We start from the raw sequence: 14,510 nt of genomic DNA on the forward strand, positions 1-14,510 counted from the left end.
CTTCATCGTGCGCCGGGATTACCGCTCGAGTTTGTTCTAGGTCAAATGCTTGGAAGAAAGTGCAGAGATTTTAACGGCCGGGGCGCGCAGAGACCGGTGCCTGCTAAAATGCTAGTGTGCAACTATTTGCAAGATAATTAACCGTTGGCCATTGGAGAGGCGGCATGGGAATTTTTGACGGGCGGGAAAAGGCCCTGGAGGCGGAAAACGCTTCCCTCAGTTCGAAGCTGGCGGATGCAGAACGCTCGAATGCGGTGCTGGCGAAAACCGCGAAACAGTACGCTGACCAGATCAACGCGCTTCGTTCCAGCATTCAGGCCAATGAGAAGACGATTGGAGCGCTGGAGCAACGGCTGGATGATCGGAAGGATCTTCCCGAAGCGAGCTTGACGGCGATCTGTATTTTCGTTCGCGGCTTGGGCGCCGCAATGCTGCTCTCCAGCCTGGCGTTTGCCGCGCATTTGGCGCTGGCGAAGGGACCTGAGGAATCCCATCAGCTCACCTGGGCCCTCTATCTCTTTGCCCAATTCGTCGGCCTGTATCTGTTGGGATTCGGCGCACATACCACGCTGCGGTCACTGTCCATTCTTGGCTCGTACTTGTCGGCGCTCGCCGTGGCATGCGCAGTGGCGACAGGGCTCAGTGTGATGAAATACGTCGACCTCTTCGCGAGCGATCAACTCATCGCACTGGGACTGGTGAACGCGCTCGGCATTCCCTTGCTCATCTACGTGGAGCGACGCCGGGCGATCCCCGGCCCGATGAAAAGTCATCAAAAGGCATAACTAGTTCATTCTTTCTTGCCTTCGCCGGGCTCGCCGAACAACTCATCGAGCCCGGCCGGTTTCTGGCGCGGCGCGGCGCGGCCGCGCTTGCCATGGAACTCTTCCTCGATGTTGTCGCGGTAAAAGCTCCAGGCCACGCCCGATGTCGAAAACCGACGCCAAGTCTCGTTGCCGACGCCGGAATAGTCGATCGCGCTGCCGTCGTCGAATTCCACGCGCAGGATGCGCTCGCGCGCGTCGTAGCCGATGGCGCGCAGCTTGCCGGCATTGATCTTCTTCATTTCCATGGTTCGCCCCCTTAGATCACTCGAGCGTGATCGCGCCTTCGAACTTCACGTTCAACTTCACGCCCGCGATGTCCAGCGTCATGGTCGCCGGCAGGGTCTCGTTCCCCGAAATGGTCTTGTCGGCGATCGCCCTGGCGACGGCTTTCTCGATCTCGTTTTGCGAGCTGACGCCCACCATCTTCAGGAATTTGCGCAGGCTTAAGTTGAAATTCTCGTCGTTCATGGTTCCTCCTTAATTCGGTCGGTTGTAATTCCATCACTTTACCTCGTTTTGCTTGCCGCGCTCGTCTCGGCGCCGCGACGTCTTGCGCGTGCAGTTGATATGGACCAAATGAACAAACGACAATGCACCGCAGAATGGAACTTGCCACGCCCGAGTAAAAATTCGGCTGGACATCATTTCGCTTGTTTTCCCCAACCGTGGAGCGACGCACGATGAGGCACATGACATGAGCAAAACCATTCTCGGCATTTCCGCCTTCTATCACGACTCGGCGGCAGCGCTGGTGCGCGACGGCGCCATCGTTGCGGCCGCGCAGGAAGAGCGCTTCTCGCGCAAGAAGCACGATCCGCGCTTTCCGGTCAACGCCATCAACTACTGCCTGGAGGAGGGCTTCGTCAGTCCGGACGAACTCGACGCGATCATCTTCTACGACAATCCGCTGGCCACCTTCGACCGCGTGGTCGAGAACGCGCTGGCGGCCGGCGAAGAGGGGCGCTCGCAGTTCCTCAAGGCGGCCGGCCAGATCCTCGGCGACAAGGTGTGGGTCAACGATCACGTGCAGCGCGCGCTCGGCTCGCTCGGGCGCGAAGGGCAGGTGCTGTTCGCCGAGCACCACATGGCGCACGCGGCGAGCGCCTTCTATCCGTCGCCGTTCGAGCGCGCCGCCGTGCTGACCATCGACGGCGTCGGCGAGTGGGCGACCACCAGCCTGGGCGCCGGCGACGGCAAGGATCTGCGCCTGTTCTCGGAGATTAATTATCCGCACTCGCTCGGGCTGCTTTACAGCGCCTTCACGTATTTCTGCGGCTTCAAGGTCAACTCCGGCGAGTACAAGCTGATGGGCCTGGCGCCATATGGCGAGCCGCGCTACTACAAGGCCATCGTCGAGCACCTGATCGACGTGCGCGACGATGGCTCGTACCGGCTCGACACCTCCTACTTCGGCTACCTGAGCGGCATGGTGATGACGGGCGAGCGCTTCGCGGCATTGTTCGGCGGGCCGGCGCGCCAGCCCGAGTCGCCCATCACGCGGCGCGAGATGGACCTGGCCGCCAGCGTGCAGAAGCTGACCGAGGAAATCATGCTGCGCACGGCGCGCCACCTGCGCTCGATCACCGGCGAATCGAACCTGGTGATGGCCGGCGGCGTGGCGCTCAATTGCGTCGCCAACGGCAAGCTGGTGGCCGAGGGCATCTTCGACAAGGTGTGGATCCAGCCGGCCGCGGGCGACGCCGGCGGCGCACTTGGCGCGGCGCTGCTGGCCGAGCACGTGTACTTCGACCGGCCCCGCGTGATGACGCACGGCGGGGGCGACGCGCAGCAGGGCAGCTATCTGGGCCCCGCCTATACCACCAGCGAGGTGCTGGCCTTCGTCAACCGCCACGCCTATCCGCACACGCTGATTGCGGACCAGGAAGAGCGGCTGGCGGTGGTGGCCGAGGCGCTGGCCGAAGGCAAGATCGTCGGCTGGTTCTCGGGACGAATGGAGTTCGGTCCGCGCTCGCTCGGCGCCCGCTCGATCCTGGGCGATCCGCGCAGTCCGACCACGCAGGAGACGATGAACCTGAAGATCAAGTACCGCGAGTCGTTCCGGCCGTTCGCGCCGAGCGTGCTGCGCGAGCGCTGCGCCGAGTATTTTGAGCTCGATTGCGACAGCCCGTACATGCTGCTGATCGCCCCCGTGCGCGAGGAGCGGCGCATCGAAACGGACCGCGTGCGCTTCGATGACGGCGATGACGATATGCTGGCAGTGATTAACCAGGCGCGCAGCGATGTGCCGGCAATTACCCACGTGGACTATTCGGCGCGGGTGCAGACGGTCGATGCCGCCACCAATCCGGAGTACCACGCGCTGATCCGCGCGTTCGAGGCGCTGACCGGCTGCGGCATGCTGGTCAACACTTCGTTCAATGTGCGCGGCGAACCGATCGTGTGTTCGCCGGAAGACGCGTACCGCTGCTTCGTACGCACGGAAATGGACATGCTGGTGCTGGAAGACGTGATCCTGTGGCGCCATGAGCAACCCGCCTTGAACGAGCAGGAAGACTGGAGGAAGACGTATGAACTCGATTGAAGACGCAAAGATGGCGAGCGCGATGGGGCCGCTGTTCGACGACGTGCTGATGCCGATCTCGCAGCGCATGCGCGAAGCCGGCGTGCAGGCGTTCCCGCTCGAGCCCGACGTTTCCTGGCTCAGCTATTACGTGCGCCGCAAACGTGCGTCGATGACGCGCGCCGATTTCACCAGCTGTTCGTGTACCGACTTCGCCGACCTCGAACGGCGCCTGGCGGCGCACTGGCATTCGCTGGGACGCCACGAACTGGCGGCGCACGCGGGCCAGTTTGCCGATGCGGCGCGCGCGGCGAAAGCGGCGCTGGTGGGCGATGAACCCGAGGCCGAGCTGTCGCCCTACGTGTACGCGATGTTCTGACGCATCTGAAACCGGGTTCGGTTTCCGCGGACCCGGCCCAGGGTTGCATTACGCGCTATTTCTTTTTCGGCGCTGCCTGCGCCTGCGCGTTTGCCTGCGCTTGCGCGGCGGCCTGCTGCTGCGCGGCCTGTTCGCGCTGCTTCTTCTTGCTCATGTGATGGCCCACCGCGCACCCGGCGGCGGCGCCGGCGAGTCCATGACGTCCTGCCACGTGTCCGGCCACGCCGCCGACCAGCGCGCCTTTCAGGCAGCCCGCGCTTGACACGCCGGATACAGAAGCCATGGACATTGCGAGGGCGAGAGAAATGAGTTTGATTTTCATGGTGCTTGTCTTCCAGAGAAATGTGAGTCAGTGAGAACAGCATAGGTCGCCAGAGCGCCGGCGTATGTGCGATACCCCGCATAGCGGCCATCGAATCATTACGAGGGCGTTACGGCTTGTAACGATTGTCAACGCCGCGTTCGCCATAGTCGTTTCAGCGGACTCTTTACTCGTCACATTGCGTTCAACATTATGGAAATTACCGAAGTCGTCGACATCGCCGGCGAAGCCAGCCACGCCGCATCCCTGAACCGGCGCGTCGCCGTCACCGTGGCGCTGCTCGCGACCTTCATGGGCGTGTGCAAGGTCAAGGACGACAACATCGTGCAGGGCATGCAGCAGGCCCAGGCCGACAAGATCGATCACTGGTCGTACTACCAGGCGCGCAATGTGCGCGAAGAGGTTGCCGCGGCCACGGCGACGCAACTGAAGCTGGCGGCGCTGGCGCGGCCGGCGGCGGAGCAAGGCGCGTACGCCGACGCCGTGAAGAAATACGAGGCGCTCGCCGCGGACCAGAAGGTGAAGAAGGAGCAGGTGCGCGCGCAGGCCGAACAGGACCAGAAAGCCTACGACGCATCGAACTATCGCGACGACCAGTTCGACTTGTCCGACGCCTTGCTGGCGATCGCCATTTCGCTGCTGGCCATTACCACGCTCACTGGCCAGCGCTGGCTGTATTGGGTGGCCATGGCGCCGACCGCGATCGGAGTGTTTTTCGGCGTGGCCGGACTGGCCGGCCTGCCGTTCCACCCATCGTGGATCATGGGACTGCTGTCGTGATCAGCCGCGCCGCTGCTGGAACTGACTGCTGAGGAATTCGGCGATGCGGGTCTGCGTGCCTTCGAGGTAGGGGATGTTCAGGTGGTCGGAATCGGGCACGATTTCGTCCTTGTGCAGCTTGCCCAACTTGGCCACCAGCAGGTCGGTGTGCGAATGCGGAACGATGTCGTCGAACGCGGCGCGCAGCACGTAGGTCGGCGCCGTCAGCGCGGACGCGTACTTGACGGACTCGAAGCGGTGGCGCAGCACGTACTCGATCGGCATGGTGCGAAAGCGCCGCTTGGCGATTGCCAGGATCGAATCGTAAGGCGTGATCAGCACCACCGAATGGGCGGCGCATTGCATCGCGACCTGCACCGCGACGCCCGAACCCAGGCTGCGGCCGACGATGGCGATGCGCGCGGGATCGACGTGGCCGCGCTCGGACAGCCAGTCGAACAGCATGCGGCCGTCGTCGACCATGTGCTGTTCGGCAGGATCGCCCTGCGAGTCGCCGTAGCCGCGGTAATTCACGGCCAGCACCGCCATGCCGGGAAACAGCTTGCCGGCGTCGCGCGCGACCCACGACACTTCTTCCGAACGGCCGCCGAAGTAGATCACGCCCGGGTGCGGACCGACCACCGCCGGCGTCATCAGCCAGCCGGAAAGCTTGGTGCCGTCGTCGGCGCGCAGGACGATAGGCCGGGTGCGGTGACCGCTGCTGCGCGGCCGCTCGACTTCGCGCTTGATGGTGGGATTGAACACCAGCCGGCGCTGGCTCGCCGCAATCGCGCCGGCAAAACCGAGCCACAGCATGCTGGCGATGCCGGCGACTCCCGCGACTTTTTTGGTATTGTTCATACGCACCAGTCTACTCGCGTTCGCGCCAGTTTGCCGGGCAGCGCGCAGTCGTGCGGCCCCGCGCAATTGAAGTTCGCCGCTTGCGTGGCTCGCATACAACGATGGTGCGACGAACTGCGTGCGCTGGATATCACAGCGGCCAAACCGCGGCGGCGGACAGCGCTTAGCGGGCGCGCTGCAGTGTGAACACCGGCCGGATCGTGCCGGCTTTCGCGCCGCGCACGTTTTTCAATTCGGGCTCGCGATAGTGTTCGAGCATCGCGCGCTGGCGCGCATCGAGCAGTCCGAGCTGGTCGAGCACGCTGTAGGTGGCGCACTGCAGGCTGCGCGCGGCGCCGTCGGCAATCTTGATGGCGATGCCCAGGCCCGCGGAGCGCACGCCGATCGTCTGCACCGCGTCGGCGCCGACCTTGGTCACCCATTCGCCGGCGCCCGCCGTCATGTAGGCCAGGTCGCAGCGGGCCTCGCCCGACACCAGGTCGGGGTGGGCCGTCATGGCGTCGAACAGGTCGCCCAGCGGCGCCCCCAGGCGCGGATCGGAGCGGCCTTGGGCCAGGCGCGCGAACAGGTGCGCGAGGCGCGACAGCGGCAGCGCGTAATTGGGCGCCGAGCAGCCATCGAGGCCGGCCGGCATGGCGCGCGCATCGACGCCGGCGGTGGCTGCCAGGGTCGCGCGAATCGCCTGCTGCAAGGGATGCGCCGGGTCGACGTAGCCCGCGACGGGCTGGTCGTGCAGGCGGCACCAGGCGAGAAAGCCGCTGTGCTTGCCGGAGCAGTTGTGGTGCAGCTGGCTCCAGCGGCGATCGGGCGCGGGCTGGCCGACGCTGTCGTAGTACAGCGGCAAGTGGCAGCCGCATTCGAGATCGCTTTCGGCCAGGCCGATCCGGGCGAGGATGGAGGTGACCGCGGCGATGTGCTTCGGCTCGCCGGAATGGCTGGCGCACAGCAGCGCGACTTCGGACGGCGTCAGGGCGAAGCGGGCCGGGCCGTCGGCGAGCAGGAAGGGAAGGGCCTGGAAGGGCTTGATGGCCGAACGGGTGAAGGTCATGAAGTCCGGGTCGCCGGCCCACCACTGCAGCCTGCCCTCGGTATCGACGACGGCGACCGAGCCGAGATGGACGTTTTCGGCGCTGTACCCGGTGGACGGAAAACCGCGGGTGGTTTCAACCAAGGGGACAAGCTTCATGGAGCGGTCTCGGTTGCGAGGGACGGCTCCTACTGTAATCGAAAACCGGCGCGCCACCAATCTCGCGCGCCGCGCCGACCGTGCCGGCTTCGACGATGGGGGCAGGCCCGCGGGACCGGCCACCGGGCCGGGGAGGGCGCTGGGGCTTCAGAAGCTGGTGGGAATTCGTACGGTCAGCGAGACGTCCGGCGTATCCCGCGTGAGGCCGGCGCCGACCGACACGTTGAGCGTGCGTTTTTCGCTGAGACGGTAGGAGTATCCCAGCAGCAGCGTGCCGAGCTGTGTGCGTACCGCCCCCGGCACCGGCACGCCGTTCTGGAGGGTGCGCGCGATCGACTGGTGATCGTAGCCGAGGCTGAACGAGGCCTTGTCGTTGAGCGCCAGGCCGATCCCGAAATTGAAGCCGATCACGCCGCCCGGCTTGATCTCGCCGAGAAATTCGCGCTCGCCGCCAAGCACGAGGCGGCTGATGTTGCGCCGCTTGAAGTTGTGCAGGTAGCTGACGCTGCCGAAAAACACCGCGGGGTCGGAGGGGAACAGCCAGGTCAGGTTCGGCTGCAGCGAGTAGAAGCCGGAGCCGGTGGGCAGATCGAGCGGCAGGCCGCTGCCGGTGACGTTTTCGCCGATGCAGCGCTTGAGGCAATCGGTGACGACGGAAAATGGGTCGCGCCCGTTGCGGAACTTGAAGCGCATGCCGGCGATGAAGTAGGGCTTGTCGGCGCCGCCGTCGTTCATCTGGTAGCGCAAGGCGTATTCGGCGTCGCCCATGGCGCGGCCGCTGGTGTCGAATACGCGATCGACCGCGGTGCCGGTAAACACTTCGCGGCTGACGGACGAATCGGACCGGTACACATACGGAAGCTTCAGTTCGGCCTCGAGGCGGTTGGACACGCCCATGCGGCCGGTCAGGGCGGCGGTGAGGGTGTTGCGCTTCACTTCGCGCACATCGACCAGGCCGATCAGCAAGGCGGGAATGATGGTGTAGCCGACCAGGGAAATCCGGTTGCTGGAGGAATAGGCGAATTGCACCGACGGCTCCAGCACGAACTTGCCGCGCGGCGTGAGCACGCCGGGCTGTTCGAACAGCGGTGCGACCGCGGGCGGACGGCCGTCGCGCGCCGGCGGCTGGCCGACCGCGCTGCGCGGCAGCGGCGCGGGCTGCGGCTGTGGCGCCGGCTGCGGCTGCTGCGGCGGCTGTGGCGCCGGCACGCTTGCGTCCTGCGGGGTCTGGCCATTGGCCGGATCGGCGCCGGTCGTGTCCTGTGCCTGGCCGTTGCCGGTGCCGCGCTGCGCATCGAGCTGTTCGACGCTGGCGCTGCGCACGCCGCCGCCGAAGGACGCGCCGAGATCGCGTTCGAGCGCGCGCTGCGCCGCGACTTCGCGCGCGAGCGCTTCGAGCTCCTTGCGTTGGGCAGCCAGTTCCTGCCTCATGACCTTGAGCTGGTTGGTCAGCTCCCGGTGTGTGAGATCCTCCTGTGGACGCGCGTGCGAAATGGGACTGAGCAACAGCGCCGACAATCCGGCGCTGCGCAAACCAGTGACAAGAAATTGCTGCATGCTTCCTCCGATCGAATACCTGGGTCGGCGCGACTTTCACTAGGGACTGACGGCGCGCGCCAGCGCATCGTTCAGGCTGCTTTGAAAATTGAGGCTCTTCAGCAAGCTGCCGCTATTGACGGTCGCACTGATCACAGTCTCGCTGCGAATCAGTTGATCGTTCAGCGTGTTCTGGATCACGACACCGCCAAGAACGCGCGCGGACTCACCCGCTTGATAGATGTTGTCACTGCCGTTCTGGATGAGTTTGACGGACGACAGGGCTTCGTGCGTTTGAATTGCCTGCTCAGAACTCAGCCGATTCAGGTCGGCAATATCGATGCGCGTGCGCGCAACGACGTCGCCATTGATCGAGACGATTTTCTCGATGCCGAGCGACATCGCCAGTCCGTTGGGCAAGGTGAAGCCGCCACGCGCGGCGTCGAGCTGACCGGCGTCGACCGGCTGCCAGTCGCTGGCCGGGTCGGCCCTATCGTCGGCCGCAGCGGGCGCGCCGAAGCCGGCAAGCGCGAGCCACAGGCTCACGTGCAAGAGTTCCTTGGTGCTTCGCATGAAGTTCTCCAGTTAGTAGTCGCCCGGTCCGCGCTTGGCCATGGTGATGGTGCTGAGGCCGTCGCGATTGATGCCGGTTCCCAGCGGCGCGTGCGGCGCGGCGCGCCAGTCGGCGAGCCGGTTGAAGGCGGGCGTGCGCGCGTCGCCGTGGATGACGAACAGCAGCTTGTTGCGCCAGATTTGTTCGAAGGCCTCGCGCGGCAGCGAGCGCGTGCCGTTGGCCGGATCGCCAATAAGGATGCGGCCCTCGGCGGCGCCCTTGATGACGACGAAATGGTTGTAGCCTTTTTCGGAGACCAGCACGATGGCCGGCAGCCTGGCGTCGATCAGCTTTTGCAAGGGCAGCTTGAAGCCGTCGGCCTGGAAGCCCTTGGCGGCGAGGAAGCGCTTGATGTCGAGCAGCGAAAAACCTTCCTTGCGGATCTTGCGCTGGTCGCCGTGCAGATACATCTGCTCGAACACCGCCTGTTCGCTCACCGCGACGCCGTAGTGATGGGTGAGCAGGGTGGCTGCGGCCGCCGATCCGCAGCTGAAATCGAATTGCTGCCGCAGCGTGCTCTTGAAGCGCATCTCTTTCATGCTCGCCACCGGCACCGAATAGCGCGCGCCGGCGATGCCGGGCAGGTCGATGGCCCCCGCCTGCTGCGCCGCGCACGACAGCAGCAAGGCGGCGGCGAGTCGCGGGATGTTCATGGCTATTGCAGCTGAAGGTTGATGACGGTGGCGCTTTGAATCAGCACGTTGGCGCCGGAATTCTGGATGACGATCGGAATGCCGCTCATGTTGGCGAACGAGCCGCTCTCGATGATGTTCCACCCGGTGCTGACATTGGTCGCCGAATTGCCGTTGACGGTGCCGGTGAACCTGGTGTCGATCGCGGTGCGGACGTCGCCGCCGCGCGAATGCTCGAGCTGGGCGTCATCGGCGGGAACCGCGAATCCGAGCGCTTCCTCCCTAGCAGGGGCCTGCTGGCGGGGTGGCGCGGACGCTTGCGGAAGTGGCGCGCGCGCCTCGGGTATTGCGGCGGCGCCGGGATCGGATTGCTGCGCTTGCGCGGCCGACGCGAATGCGAGCACGGCGGCGAACACGATGCGGCGGCGGCTGGATAAAGGAAGCATGGCTTCTCCTTTCGATGGCAGATGAAGCCGCCGCACCGGGGACGTCCGGTGCGGCGGCCAGCCGCTTAGTGGCTGCCGACGTTCAGGTTGGCCTGGACGTTGACGTTTTGCTGCACCAGTGCGGCGATACCAGTGTTTTGGCTGGCAAGGAAGATGCCTGCCGCCGACTGACCCACGGTGGTCATGGTATTGGACGCATTGAAGGTGCCTGCATCGACGCTGACGGCGCCGCTGTTTCCGCCAGCTGCGCCAGTGCCGTCGCCGCCGGTTCCGGCCGCTGCGGTATTGGTGCCGCCGCCGCCGCCATTGCCCGCGGTGTTGGTGCCGCCGCTGCCGCCTGCGCCGCCATTGCCGGCGGTGGCGTCACCGACAGTGGCAGGGCCGTTGCTGGCATTGCCGTTGGACGAAGCGCCGCCCGTGGCGCCATTGCCCGCGGTGTTCGAGGCATCGCCGGAGTTGCCGCCAGCCGCGCCTGCCGCACCATTGCCGCCTGCCGCGCCGCTGCTGGTGCCGCCAGCGCCTGCGCCCCCTGCGCCGCCGGTGCCAAGCGCGCCATTGCCGGCGGTGCTGGCCGCCGTGCCGCCTGCGCCGCCAGCGCCCGTGGTGCCGCCCGCGCCGCCTGCGCCGCCTGCGCCGCCGGCGCCGCCAGCGCCACCTGCGCCGGAAGTTCCGGCGCCGCCGACCGCGGCGGCGGACGAACCGGCCGAGCCTGCGCCGGTGCCGGCGGTGTCGCCGCGGCTGCTGCCGCTCGCCCTGCTGCCGGAAGCGGCGATGCCGCCCAGGCCAGCGCCGCCGTCGCCGCCGTAGCCGCCGTAGCCGCCTTCGGCGCCGTTGCCGCCGGCAGCCCCGCCGGTGCGCCCGCCGTTGCCACCGCTGCTGCGGGCCGCGTCGCCGCCCCAGCCGCCGACGGCCAGGCCGCCCTTGCCGCCGTTGCCGCCGTAGACCGCGCCGCCCGCGCCGCCGGCACCGCCGTTGCCGCCATTGCCGCCCGCGCCGCCGTCACCGCTGATGGCGCCAACGGCGTCGCCGCCCCTGCCGCCATTGCCGGCGTTGCTGTCGCCGACCGAGGCGTCACCGTTGCTGGCCCAGCCATTGTTGAGGGCGCTGCCGCCGGTCGAACCGGAAGCTGCGTTGGCGCCTCTGGCATGGCCGCCGTTGCCGCCCACGCCAAGGGCCGAACCGCCCTTGCCGTAGCCGCCGTAGCCGTCGCCGCCGTTGCCGGCCGTGCTGTTGCCCGTGTTGATGGCGGTATTGCCGATGCCGTAGACGGTGTTGCCCGTCACTGTGCCATTCAGGTTGCTGGTATTGATGGCCCTGTTGGAGTTGAACGAATCGCTGAACGTGGCCGTGGCGGTGCCGCCGTTGTTGGCAGCGGCAGTGCCATGGCCGTACGACTCGGCCCCGCCAGTGCTGTTGTTCTGGTCGGTGCTGTTGTCGTTATGGTGTGCGCTGCTGTTGTCGTTGTCGTGCGCCGAGCTGTCTGTTGCCGTGGAATTTTCGTTCGCTTGTGGCCCGTGGCCACTTTGATTGCTGTTGGCCACGGCCAATTGGGCGAGCCTGCCGTCGACCGTGGGCCCGCCGGCGGTGTTGGTGGGATTTGCGCTGGCGGTTGCGCAGAAAGCGAGCGCGATCGCTGCCGCCAAGATAGTTCGTTTCATAGTAGTAGCCCCTTTGGAGAAACAATTTACGGAAAGATTGAAGTCGGTCGATGCCTCCGGCGACTGGTCCGGCAGGCCTACTACTGCAAAGACGATGCCAGCGCGGCCGCGGCTGCGCCAGGTGATTGAAAACACAAGGAAAAGCCTGTGACTTGTGGTAGCGCACCGGGCGCCGTGACGGCCCCGGCGTATCGGCCGTGCGACGGCTGAGATGGGACGGACGTCACGGGCGCCTGCGCGCAGCGGCGTCAGCACGGGGCGGCGGGCGCATGCGTGACGCGACGCATCGTGTCGCAGCGCTGTGACAGCAGGCCGGTGCGTGCACCGGCGCGGGGCGGTGCCCGGTAACGCGGGCGATACAGTCGGGCTCACGGTTCGATGCCGTGCTTGGCGAGCAGGCGGTACAGGGTCATGCGCGAGACGCCCAGATCGCGTGCCGCATGGGTGATGTTGCGGCCGGCGCGTTCGAGGCTGGCGCCGATGGCGGCGCGCTCGGCATCGATGCGCGAGGCGTCGAGGCCGGCGCCGCGCGACAGGGCGCGGCGCGGCGCCAGGCCCAGGTCGTGCGGCCCGATCAGGCGGCCTTCGGACAGCACCATCGCGCGCCGGGTGCGGTTGATCAGCTCGCGCACATTGCCCGGCCAGTCATGGTCGCGGATCGCGCGCAGCGCGTCGCTGCCGAAGCCTTTGAGGTGCGGCGCCTTTTCGGCGGCGAAGGTGCGGAAGAAGTGGTGCGCCAGCATCTCGAGGTCGTCGCGGCGCTCGCGCAGCGGCGGCACGTCGATCGGCAGCACGTTGAGCCGGTAGTACAGGTCCTCGCGGAACAGGCCGTCGGCCACCGCCTGCTGCAGGTTCACGTGCGAAGCGGCGATCACGCGCACGTCGACCGACACGGCGCGCGTCGAGCCGACCCGGTAGATGGTTTTCTCCTGCAGGAAGCGCAGCAGGTTCGACTGCAGGTCTTTCGGCAGGTCGGCGATTTCGTCGAGGAACACGCTGCCGCCGGCGGCCGATTCGATCAGCCCGGTCTTGTCGCGCGCCGCGCCGGTGAAGGCGCCGCGCGCATGGCCGAACAGTTCGGACTGGATCAGCGCGGGCGGGATGGCGCCGCAGTTGATCGGCACGAACGGCCCGGCGGCGCGCGCCGACTGGCTGTGGATGGCCTGCGCGGTGAGCTCCTTGCCGCTGCCGCTCTCGCCCCAGATCAGCACCGGGGCCTGCGATTGCGCGACCTTGGCGATCTGCGCGCGCAGGCGGCAGATCGCCGCGCTGGTGCCAGTGAGCGCCATCAGGTCGGCCGCGGGCGTGCCGTCGGGCTGGGCGCGCAGCAGCGCCATGCCGTGCGCGTGGCCGAGCGTGTGCAGCAGGCGCTGCGGGTCGACCGGGCGGGTGTGGAAATCGGCCAGGTGGCCGGCCACCAGCGCGCGGCAGGCGGCGGCGGCGAGGGCGTTGGGCGCCAGCACGCCGACCCACTGGACGTTCCAGTGTTCGCGGAAGAAGCGCTCGGCCTCGTGCGGCCCGTCCGGCCCCGGCAGGTCGAGCGCAAGGCCGACCAGGTAGCTGCGGGTGCGCAAGGCGCGGGCGGCGTCGCGCCAGCCGGTGACGATGCGCACGTCCCAGTCGCCCAGCGCGGCGCACGGTTCGGCCGCGCCCTCGGCGCCGTCGAATGCGATGCACAACAGTTTTTTGAGCGACATGACAAGGCCCGCGATGAGCGTGTCCTTATCGGATCGTCCGGCGCTGAACTTGGTTCGCAGCGAACCATTGATGCAGATTGCTGTGGGCTCCCGCAGTTCGAGATAGCGGGCCCAGCCGAACTAGCCTGCCAGCGGCGCCCCGAAACGGCCGGCCTGATAGTCGGCGATCGCCTGGGCGATCTGTTCGCGGGTGTTCATCACGAACGGGCCGTGCGCCACTACCGGTTCGCCGATCGGCTCGGCGTGGCCGAACACCACTAGGCTGTCTTCCTCGGCGTTCAGTTCGAGCGCATCGCCGCCCGCGTTCAGTTCGGCCAGGTGGAAGCCGGCGACGCGCTGGCCGCCGATGGTCAGGCTGCCACGCACCACGTATAGGAAAACGGCGCGCGCCTGCAGGTCGGGCACGCGCAGCGTGGCGCCGGCCTGAAGATCGATGGTGCTCATGAACACGCCGGTCAGCGAGGCGACCGGGCCGGTCACGCCCTCCCATTGGCCGGCGATCAGGTGCAAGGTGGCCTTGCCGCCGGCAACCGGCAGCGCCGGGATCTGTTCGCGCTGCAGGCCGGTGTAGGCGGGCGGGCTCATTTTCAGCCGGCCGGGCAGGTTGATCCACAGCTGCAGCAGTTCGAGCGGGCCGCCCTCGCGCAGGAACTCGCGCGGCGAGATTTCGGCGTGGATGATGCCGCGCCCGGCCGTCATCCACTGCACGCCGCCGGCGCGGATGATGCTTTCATGGCCGGCGCTGTCTTGGTGGGTCAGCATGCCGGCCAGGATGAAGGTGACGGTTTCGAAGCCGCGGTGCGGGTGCGGACCGAAGGGCAGGCCGTGGTTGTCCGGGCCGTAGGTTTGCGGGCCGTGGTGATTGAGGAACAGGAAGGGGTCGAGCTGGTCGAGGTGCGGGTTGGGCAGCGGCCTCTGGGTCAGCAGGTCGCCGATGTCGTCGCGCACGGCCTGGTGCAGCCGCCTGATGGTCTTGTCGCTCATGCCGAAATGCTCCAGTGGAGGGGATGAACATGACAATACCTCAAGACCGCGGGAGGCGGCGTCACGCAAGGCGGCGCGCCGCTGACAGG

16 protein-coding genes are annotated in these 14,510 nt (G+C 66.9%); 4 read left to right on the forward strand and 12 right to left on the reverse strand.

Annotated features, from left to right (window positions below; all coding sequences use genetic code 11):
• Positions 1 to 164: 164 nt before the first annotated feature.
• Positions 165 to 785: a hypothetical protein gene (locus Q4S45_RS02590; protein WP_305508862.1), complete on the forward strand. Its 621-nt coding sequence runs from the start codon at positions 165 to 167 to the stop codon at positions 783 to 785.
• Positions 786 to 790: 5 nt separating this feature from the next.
• Here Q4S45_RS02590 and Q4S45_RS02595 read toward each other — a convergent pair whose 3' ends face one another.
• Together Q4S45_RS02595 and Q4S45_RS02600 are read right to left on the reverse strand one after the other, a co-directional pair.
• Positions 791 to 1,072: a KTSC domain-containing protein gene (locus Q4S45_RS02595; protein WP_305508864.1), complete on the reverse strand. Its 282-nt coding sequence runs from the start codon at positions 1,070 to 1,072 to the stop codon at positions 791 to 793.
• Between the two features lie 16 nt (positions 1,073 to 1,088).
• On the reverse strand, positions 1,089 to 1,295 hold the full coding sequence (locus tag Q4S45_RS02600) for a DUF6494 family protein (RefSeq protein ID WP_305508866.1): 207 nt from the start codon (positions 1,293 to 1,295) through the stop codon (positions 1,089 to 1,091).
• A gap of 226 nt (positions 1,296 to 1,521) precedes the next feature.
• Between Q4S45_RS02600 and Q4S45_RS02605 the strand changes: the two genes are divergently transcribed.
• Together Q4S45_RS02605 and Q4S45_RS02610 are read left to right on the forward strand one after the other, a co-directional pair.
• Positions 1,522 to 3,369: a carbamoyltransferase gene (locus tag Q4S45_RS02605; protein WP_305508868.1), complete on the forward strand. Its 1,848-nt coding sequence runs from the start codon at positions 1,522 to 1,524 to the stop codon at positions 3,367 to 3,369.
• Positions 3,356 to 3,727 carry a hypothetical protein gene (locus Q4S45_RS02610; RefSeq protein ID WP_305508870.1) on the forward strand — a complete coding sequence of 124 codons (372 nt, stop codon included), beginning with the start codon at positions 3,356 to 3,358 and terminating at the stop codon, positions 3,725 to 3,727. The genes Q4S45_RS02605 and Q4S45_RS02610 overlap by 14 nt, the downstream gene beginning before the upstream one ends.
• Positions 3,728 to 3,782: 55 nt before the next feature.
• Here the strand turns inward: Q4S45_RS02610 and Q4S45_RS02615 are convergent, their stop codons facing one another.
• The gene (locus Q4S45_RS02615) at positions 3,783 to 4,049 is read right to left on the reverse strand and encodes a hypothetical protein (RefSeq protein WP_305508872.1); all 267 of its coding nucleotides are present in this window, start codon (positions 4,047 to 4,049) and stop codon (positions 3,783 to 3,785) included.
• Between the two features lie 192 nt (positions 4,050 to 4,241).
• On the opposite strand from Q4S45_RS02615, the gene Q4S45_RS02620 reads away from it, so the two are divergent.
• Complete coding sequence (locus Q4S45_RS02620; RefSeq protein WP_305508874.1) at positions 4,242 to 4,829, forward strand: DUF4337 domain-containing protein; 588 nt, start codon at positions 4,242 to 4,244, stop codon at positions 4,827 to 4,829.
• Here Q4S45_RS02620 and Q4S45_RS02625 read toward each other — a convergent pair whose 3' ends face one another.
• From Q4S45_RS02625 to Q4S45_RS02665, 9 genes are all read right to left on the reverse strand, one after another.
• Positions 4,830 to 5,669 (reverse strand): alpha/beta hydrolase, encoded by an 840-nt coding sequence (locus tag Q4S45_RS02625; RefSeq protein WP_305508876.1) that lies wholly within the window; start codon positions 5,667 to 5,669, stop codon positions 4,830 to 4,832.
• Positions 5,670 to 5,832: 163 nt separating this feature from the next.
• The gene (locus tag Q4S45_RS02630; RefSeq protein ID WP_305508877.1) at positions 5,833 to 6,855 is read right to left on the reverse strand and encodes an asparaginase; all 1,023 of its coding nucleotides are present in this window, start codon (positions 6,853 to 6,855) and stop codon (positions 5,833 to 5,835) included.
• A gap of 147 nt (positions 6,856 to 7,002) precedes the next feature.
• The gene (locus tag Q4S45_RS02635; RefSeq protein ID WP_305508879.1) at positions 7,003 to 8,412 is read right to left on the reverse strand and encodes an acetate kinase; all 1,410 of its coding nucleotides are present in this window, start codon (positions 8,410 to 8,412) and stop codon (positions 7,003 to 7,005) included.
• A 39-nt stretch (positions 8,413 to 8,451) separates the two neighbouring features.
• Positions 8,452 to 8,964, reverse strand: coding sequence for a hypothetical protein (locus tag Q4S45_RS02640; protein ID WP_305508881.1), 513 nt, complete (start codon positions 8,962 to 8,964; stop codon positions 8,452 to 8,454).
• 12 nt (positions 8,965 to 8,976) lie between these two features.
• Complete coding sequence (locus Q4S45_RS02645) at positions 8,977 to 9,657, reverse strand: C39 family peptidase (RefSeq protein ID WP_305508883.1); 681 nt, start codon at positions 9,655 to 9,657, stop codon at positions 8,977 to 8,979.
• Positions 9,658 to 9,659: 2 nt separating this feature from the next.
• Positions 9,660 to 10,082 carry a hypothetical protein gene (locus Q4S45_RS02650; protein ID WP_305508885.1) on the reverse strand — a complete coding sequence of 141 codons (423 nt, stop codon included), beginning with the start codon at positions 10,080 to 10,082 and terminating at the stop codon, positions 9,660 to 9,662.
• Positions 10,083 to 10,147: 65 nt separating this feature from the next.
• The gene (locus Q4S45_RS02655; RefSeq protein ID WP_305508887.1) at positions 10,148 to 11,740 is read right to left on the reverse strand and encodes a hypothetical protein; all 1,593 of its coding nucleotides are present in this window, start codon (positions 11,738 to 11,740) and stop codon (positions 10,148 to 10,150) included.
• A 368-nt stretch (positions 11,741 to 12,108) separates the two neighbouring features.
• The gene (locus Q4S45_RS02660; protein WP_305508889.1) at positions 12,109 to 13,437 is read right to left on the reverse strand and encodes a sigma-54-dependent Fis family transcriptional regulator; all 1,329 of its coding nucleotides are present in this window, start codon (positions 13,435 to 13,437) and stop codon (positions 12,109 to 12,111) included.
• Positions 13,438 to 13,557: 120 nt separating this feature from the next.
• Entirely contained in the window at positions 13,558 to 14,421 is an 864-nt protein-coding gene (locus tag Q4S45_RS02665; RefSeq protein ID WP_305508891.1) for a pirin family protein, read from the reverse strand.
• Positions 14,422 to 14,510: the final 89 nt, after the last annotated feature.

Source organism: Massilia sp. R2A-15, from assembly GCF_030704305.1.
Classification (GTDB): Bacteria; Pseudomonadota; Gammaproteobacteria; order Burkholderiales; family Burkholderiaceae_D; genus JAFCUW01.

What these genes read in the sequence shown, in the direction of transcription:
- Q4S45_RS02590 (WP_305508862.1), top strand. Translation starts at nt 165, where the DNA reads ATGGGAATTTTTGACGGGCGGGAAAAGGCCCTGGAGGCGGAAAACGCT.
- Q4S45_RS02595 (WP_305508864.1), bottom strand. Translation starts at nt 1,072, where the DNA reads ATGGAAATGAAGAAGATCAATGCCGGCAAGCTGCGCGCCATCGGCTAC.
- Q4S45_RS02600 (WP_305508866.1), bottom strand. Translation starts at nt 1,295, where the DNA reads ATGAACGACGAGAATTTCAACTTAAGCCTGCGCAAATTCCTGAAGATG.
- Q4S45_RS02605 (WP_305508868.1), top strand. Translation starts at nt 1,522, where the DNA reads ATGAGCAAAACCATTCTCGGCATTTCCGCCTTCTATCACGACTCGGCG.
- Q4S45_RS02610 (WP_305508870.1), top strand. Translation starts at nt 3,356, where the DNA reads ATGAACTCGATTGAAGACGCAAAGATGGCGAGCGCGATGGGGCCGCTG.
- Q4S45_RS02615 (WP_305508872.1), bottom strand. Translation starts at nt 4,049, where the DNA reads ATGAAAATCAAACTCATTTCTCTCGCCCTCGCAATGTCCATGGCTTCT.
- Q4S45_RS02620 (WP_305508874.1), top strand. Translation starts at nt 4,242, where the DNA reads ATGGAAATTACCGAAGTCGTCGACATCGCCGGCGAAGCCAGCCACGCC.
- Q4S45_RS02625 (WP_305508876.1), bottom strand. Translation starts at nt 5,669, where the DNA reads ATGAACAATACCAAAAAAGTCGCGGGAGTCGCCGGCATCGCCAGCATG.
- Q4S45_RS02630 (WP_305508877.1), bottom strand. Translation starts at nt 6,855, where the DNA reads ATGAAGCTTGTCCCCTTGGTTGAAACCACCCGCGGTTTTCCGTCCACC.
- Q4S45_RS02635 (WP_305508879.1), bottom strand. Translation starts at nt 8,412, where the DNA reads ATGCAGCAATTTCTTGTCACTGGTTTGCGCAGCGCCGGATTGTCGGCG.
- Q4S45_RS02640 (WP_305508881.1), bottom strand. Translation starts at nt 8,964, where the DNA reads ATGCGAAGCACCAAGGAACTCTTGCACGTGAGCCTGTGGCTCGCGCTT.
- Q4S45_RS02645 (WP_305508883.1), bottom strand. Translation starts at nt 9,657, where the DNA reads ATGAACATCCCGCGACTCGCCGCCGCCTTGCTGCTGTCGTGCGCGGCG.
- Q4S45_RS02650 (WP_305508885.1), bottom strand. Translation starts at nt 10,082, where the DNA reads ATGCTTCCTTTATCCAGCCGCCGCCGCATCGTGTTCGCCGCCGTGCTC.
- Q4S45_RS02655 (WP_305508887.1), bottom strand. Translation starts at nt 11,740, where the DNA reads ATGAAACGAACTATCTTGGCGGCAGCGATCGCGCTCGCTTTCTGCGCA.
- Q4S45_RS02660 (WP_305508889.1), bottom strand. Translation starts at nt 13,437, where the DNA reads ATGTCGCTCAAAAAACTGTTGTGCATCGCATTCGACGGCGCCGAGGGC.
- Q4S45_RS02665 (WP_305508891.1), bottom strand. Translation starts at nt 14,421, where the DNA reads ATGAGCGACAAGACCATCAGGCGGCTGCACCAGGCCGTGCGCGACGAC.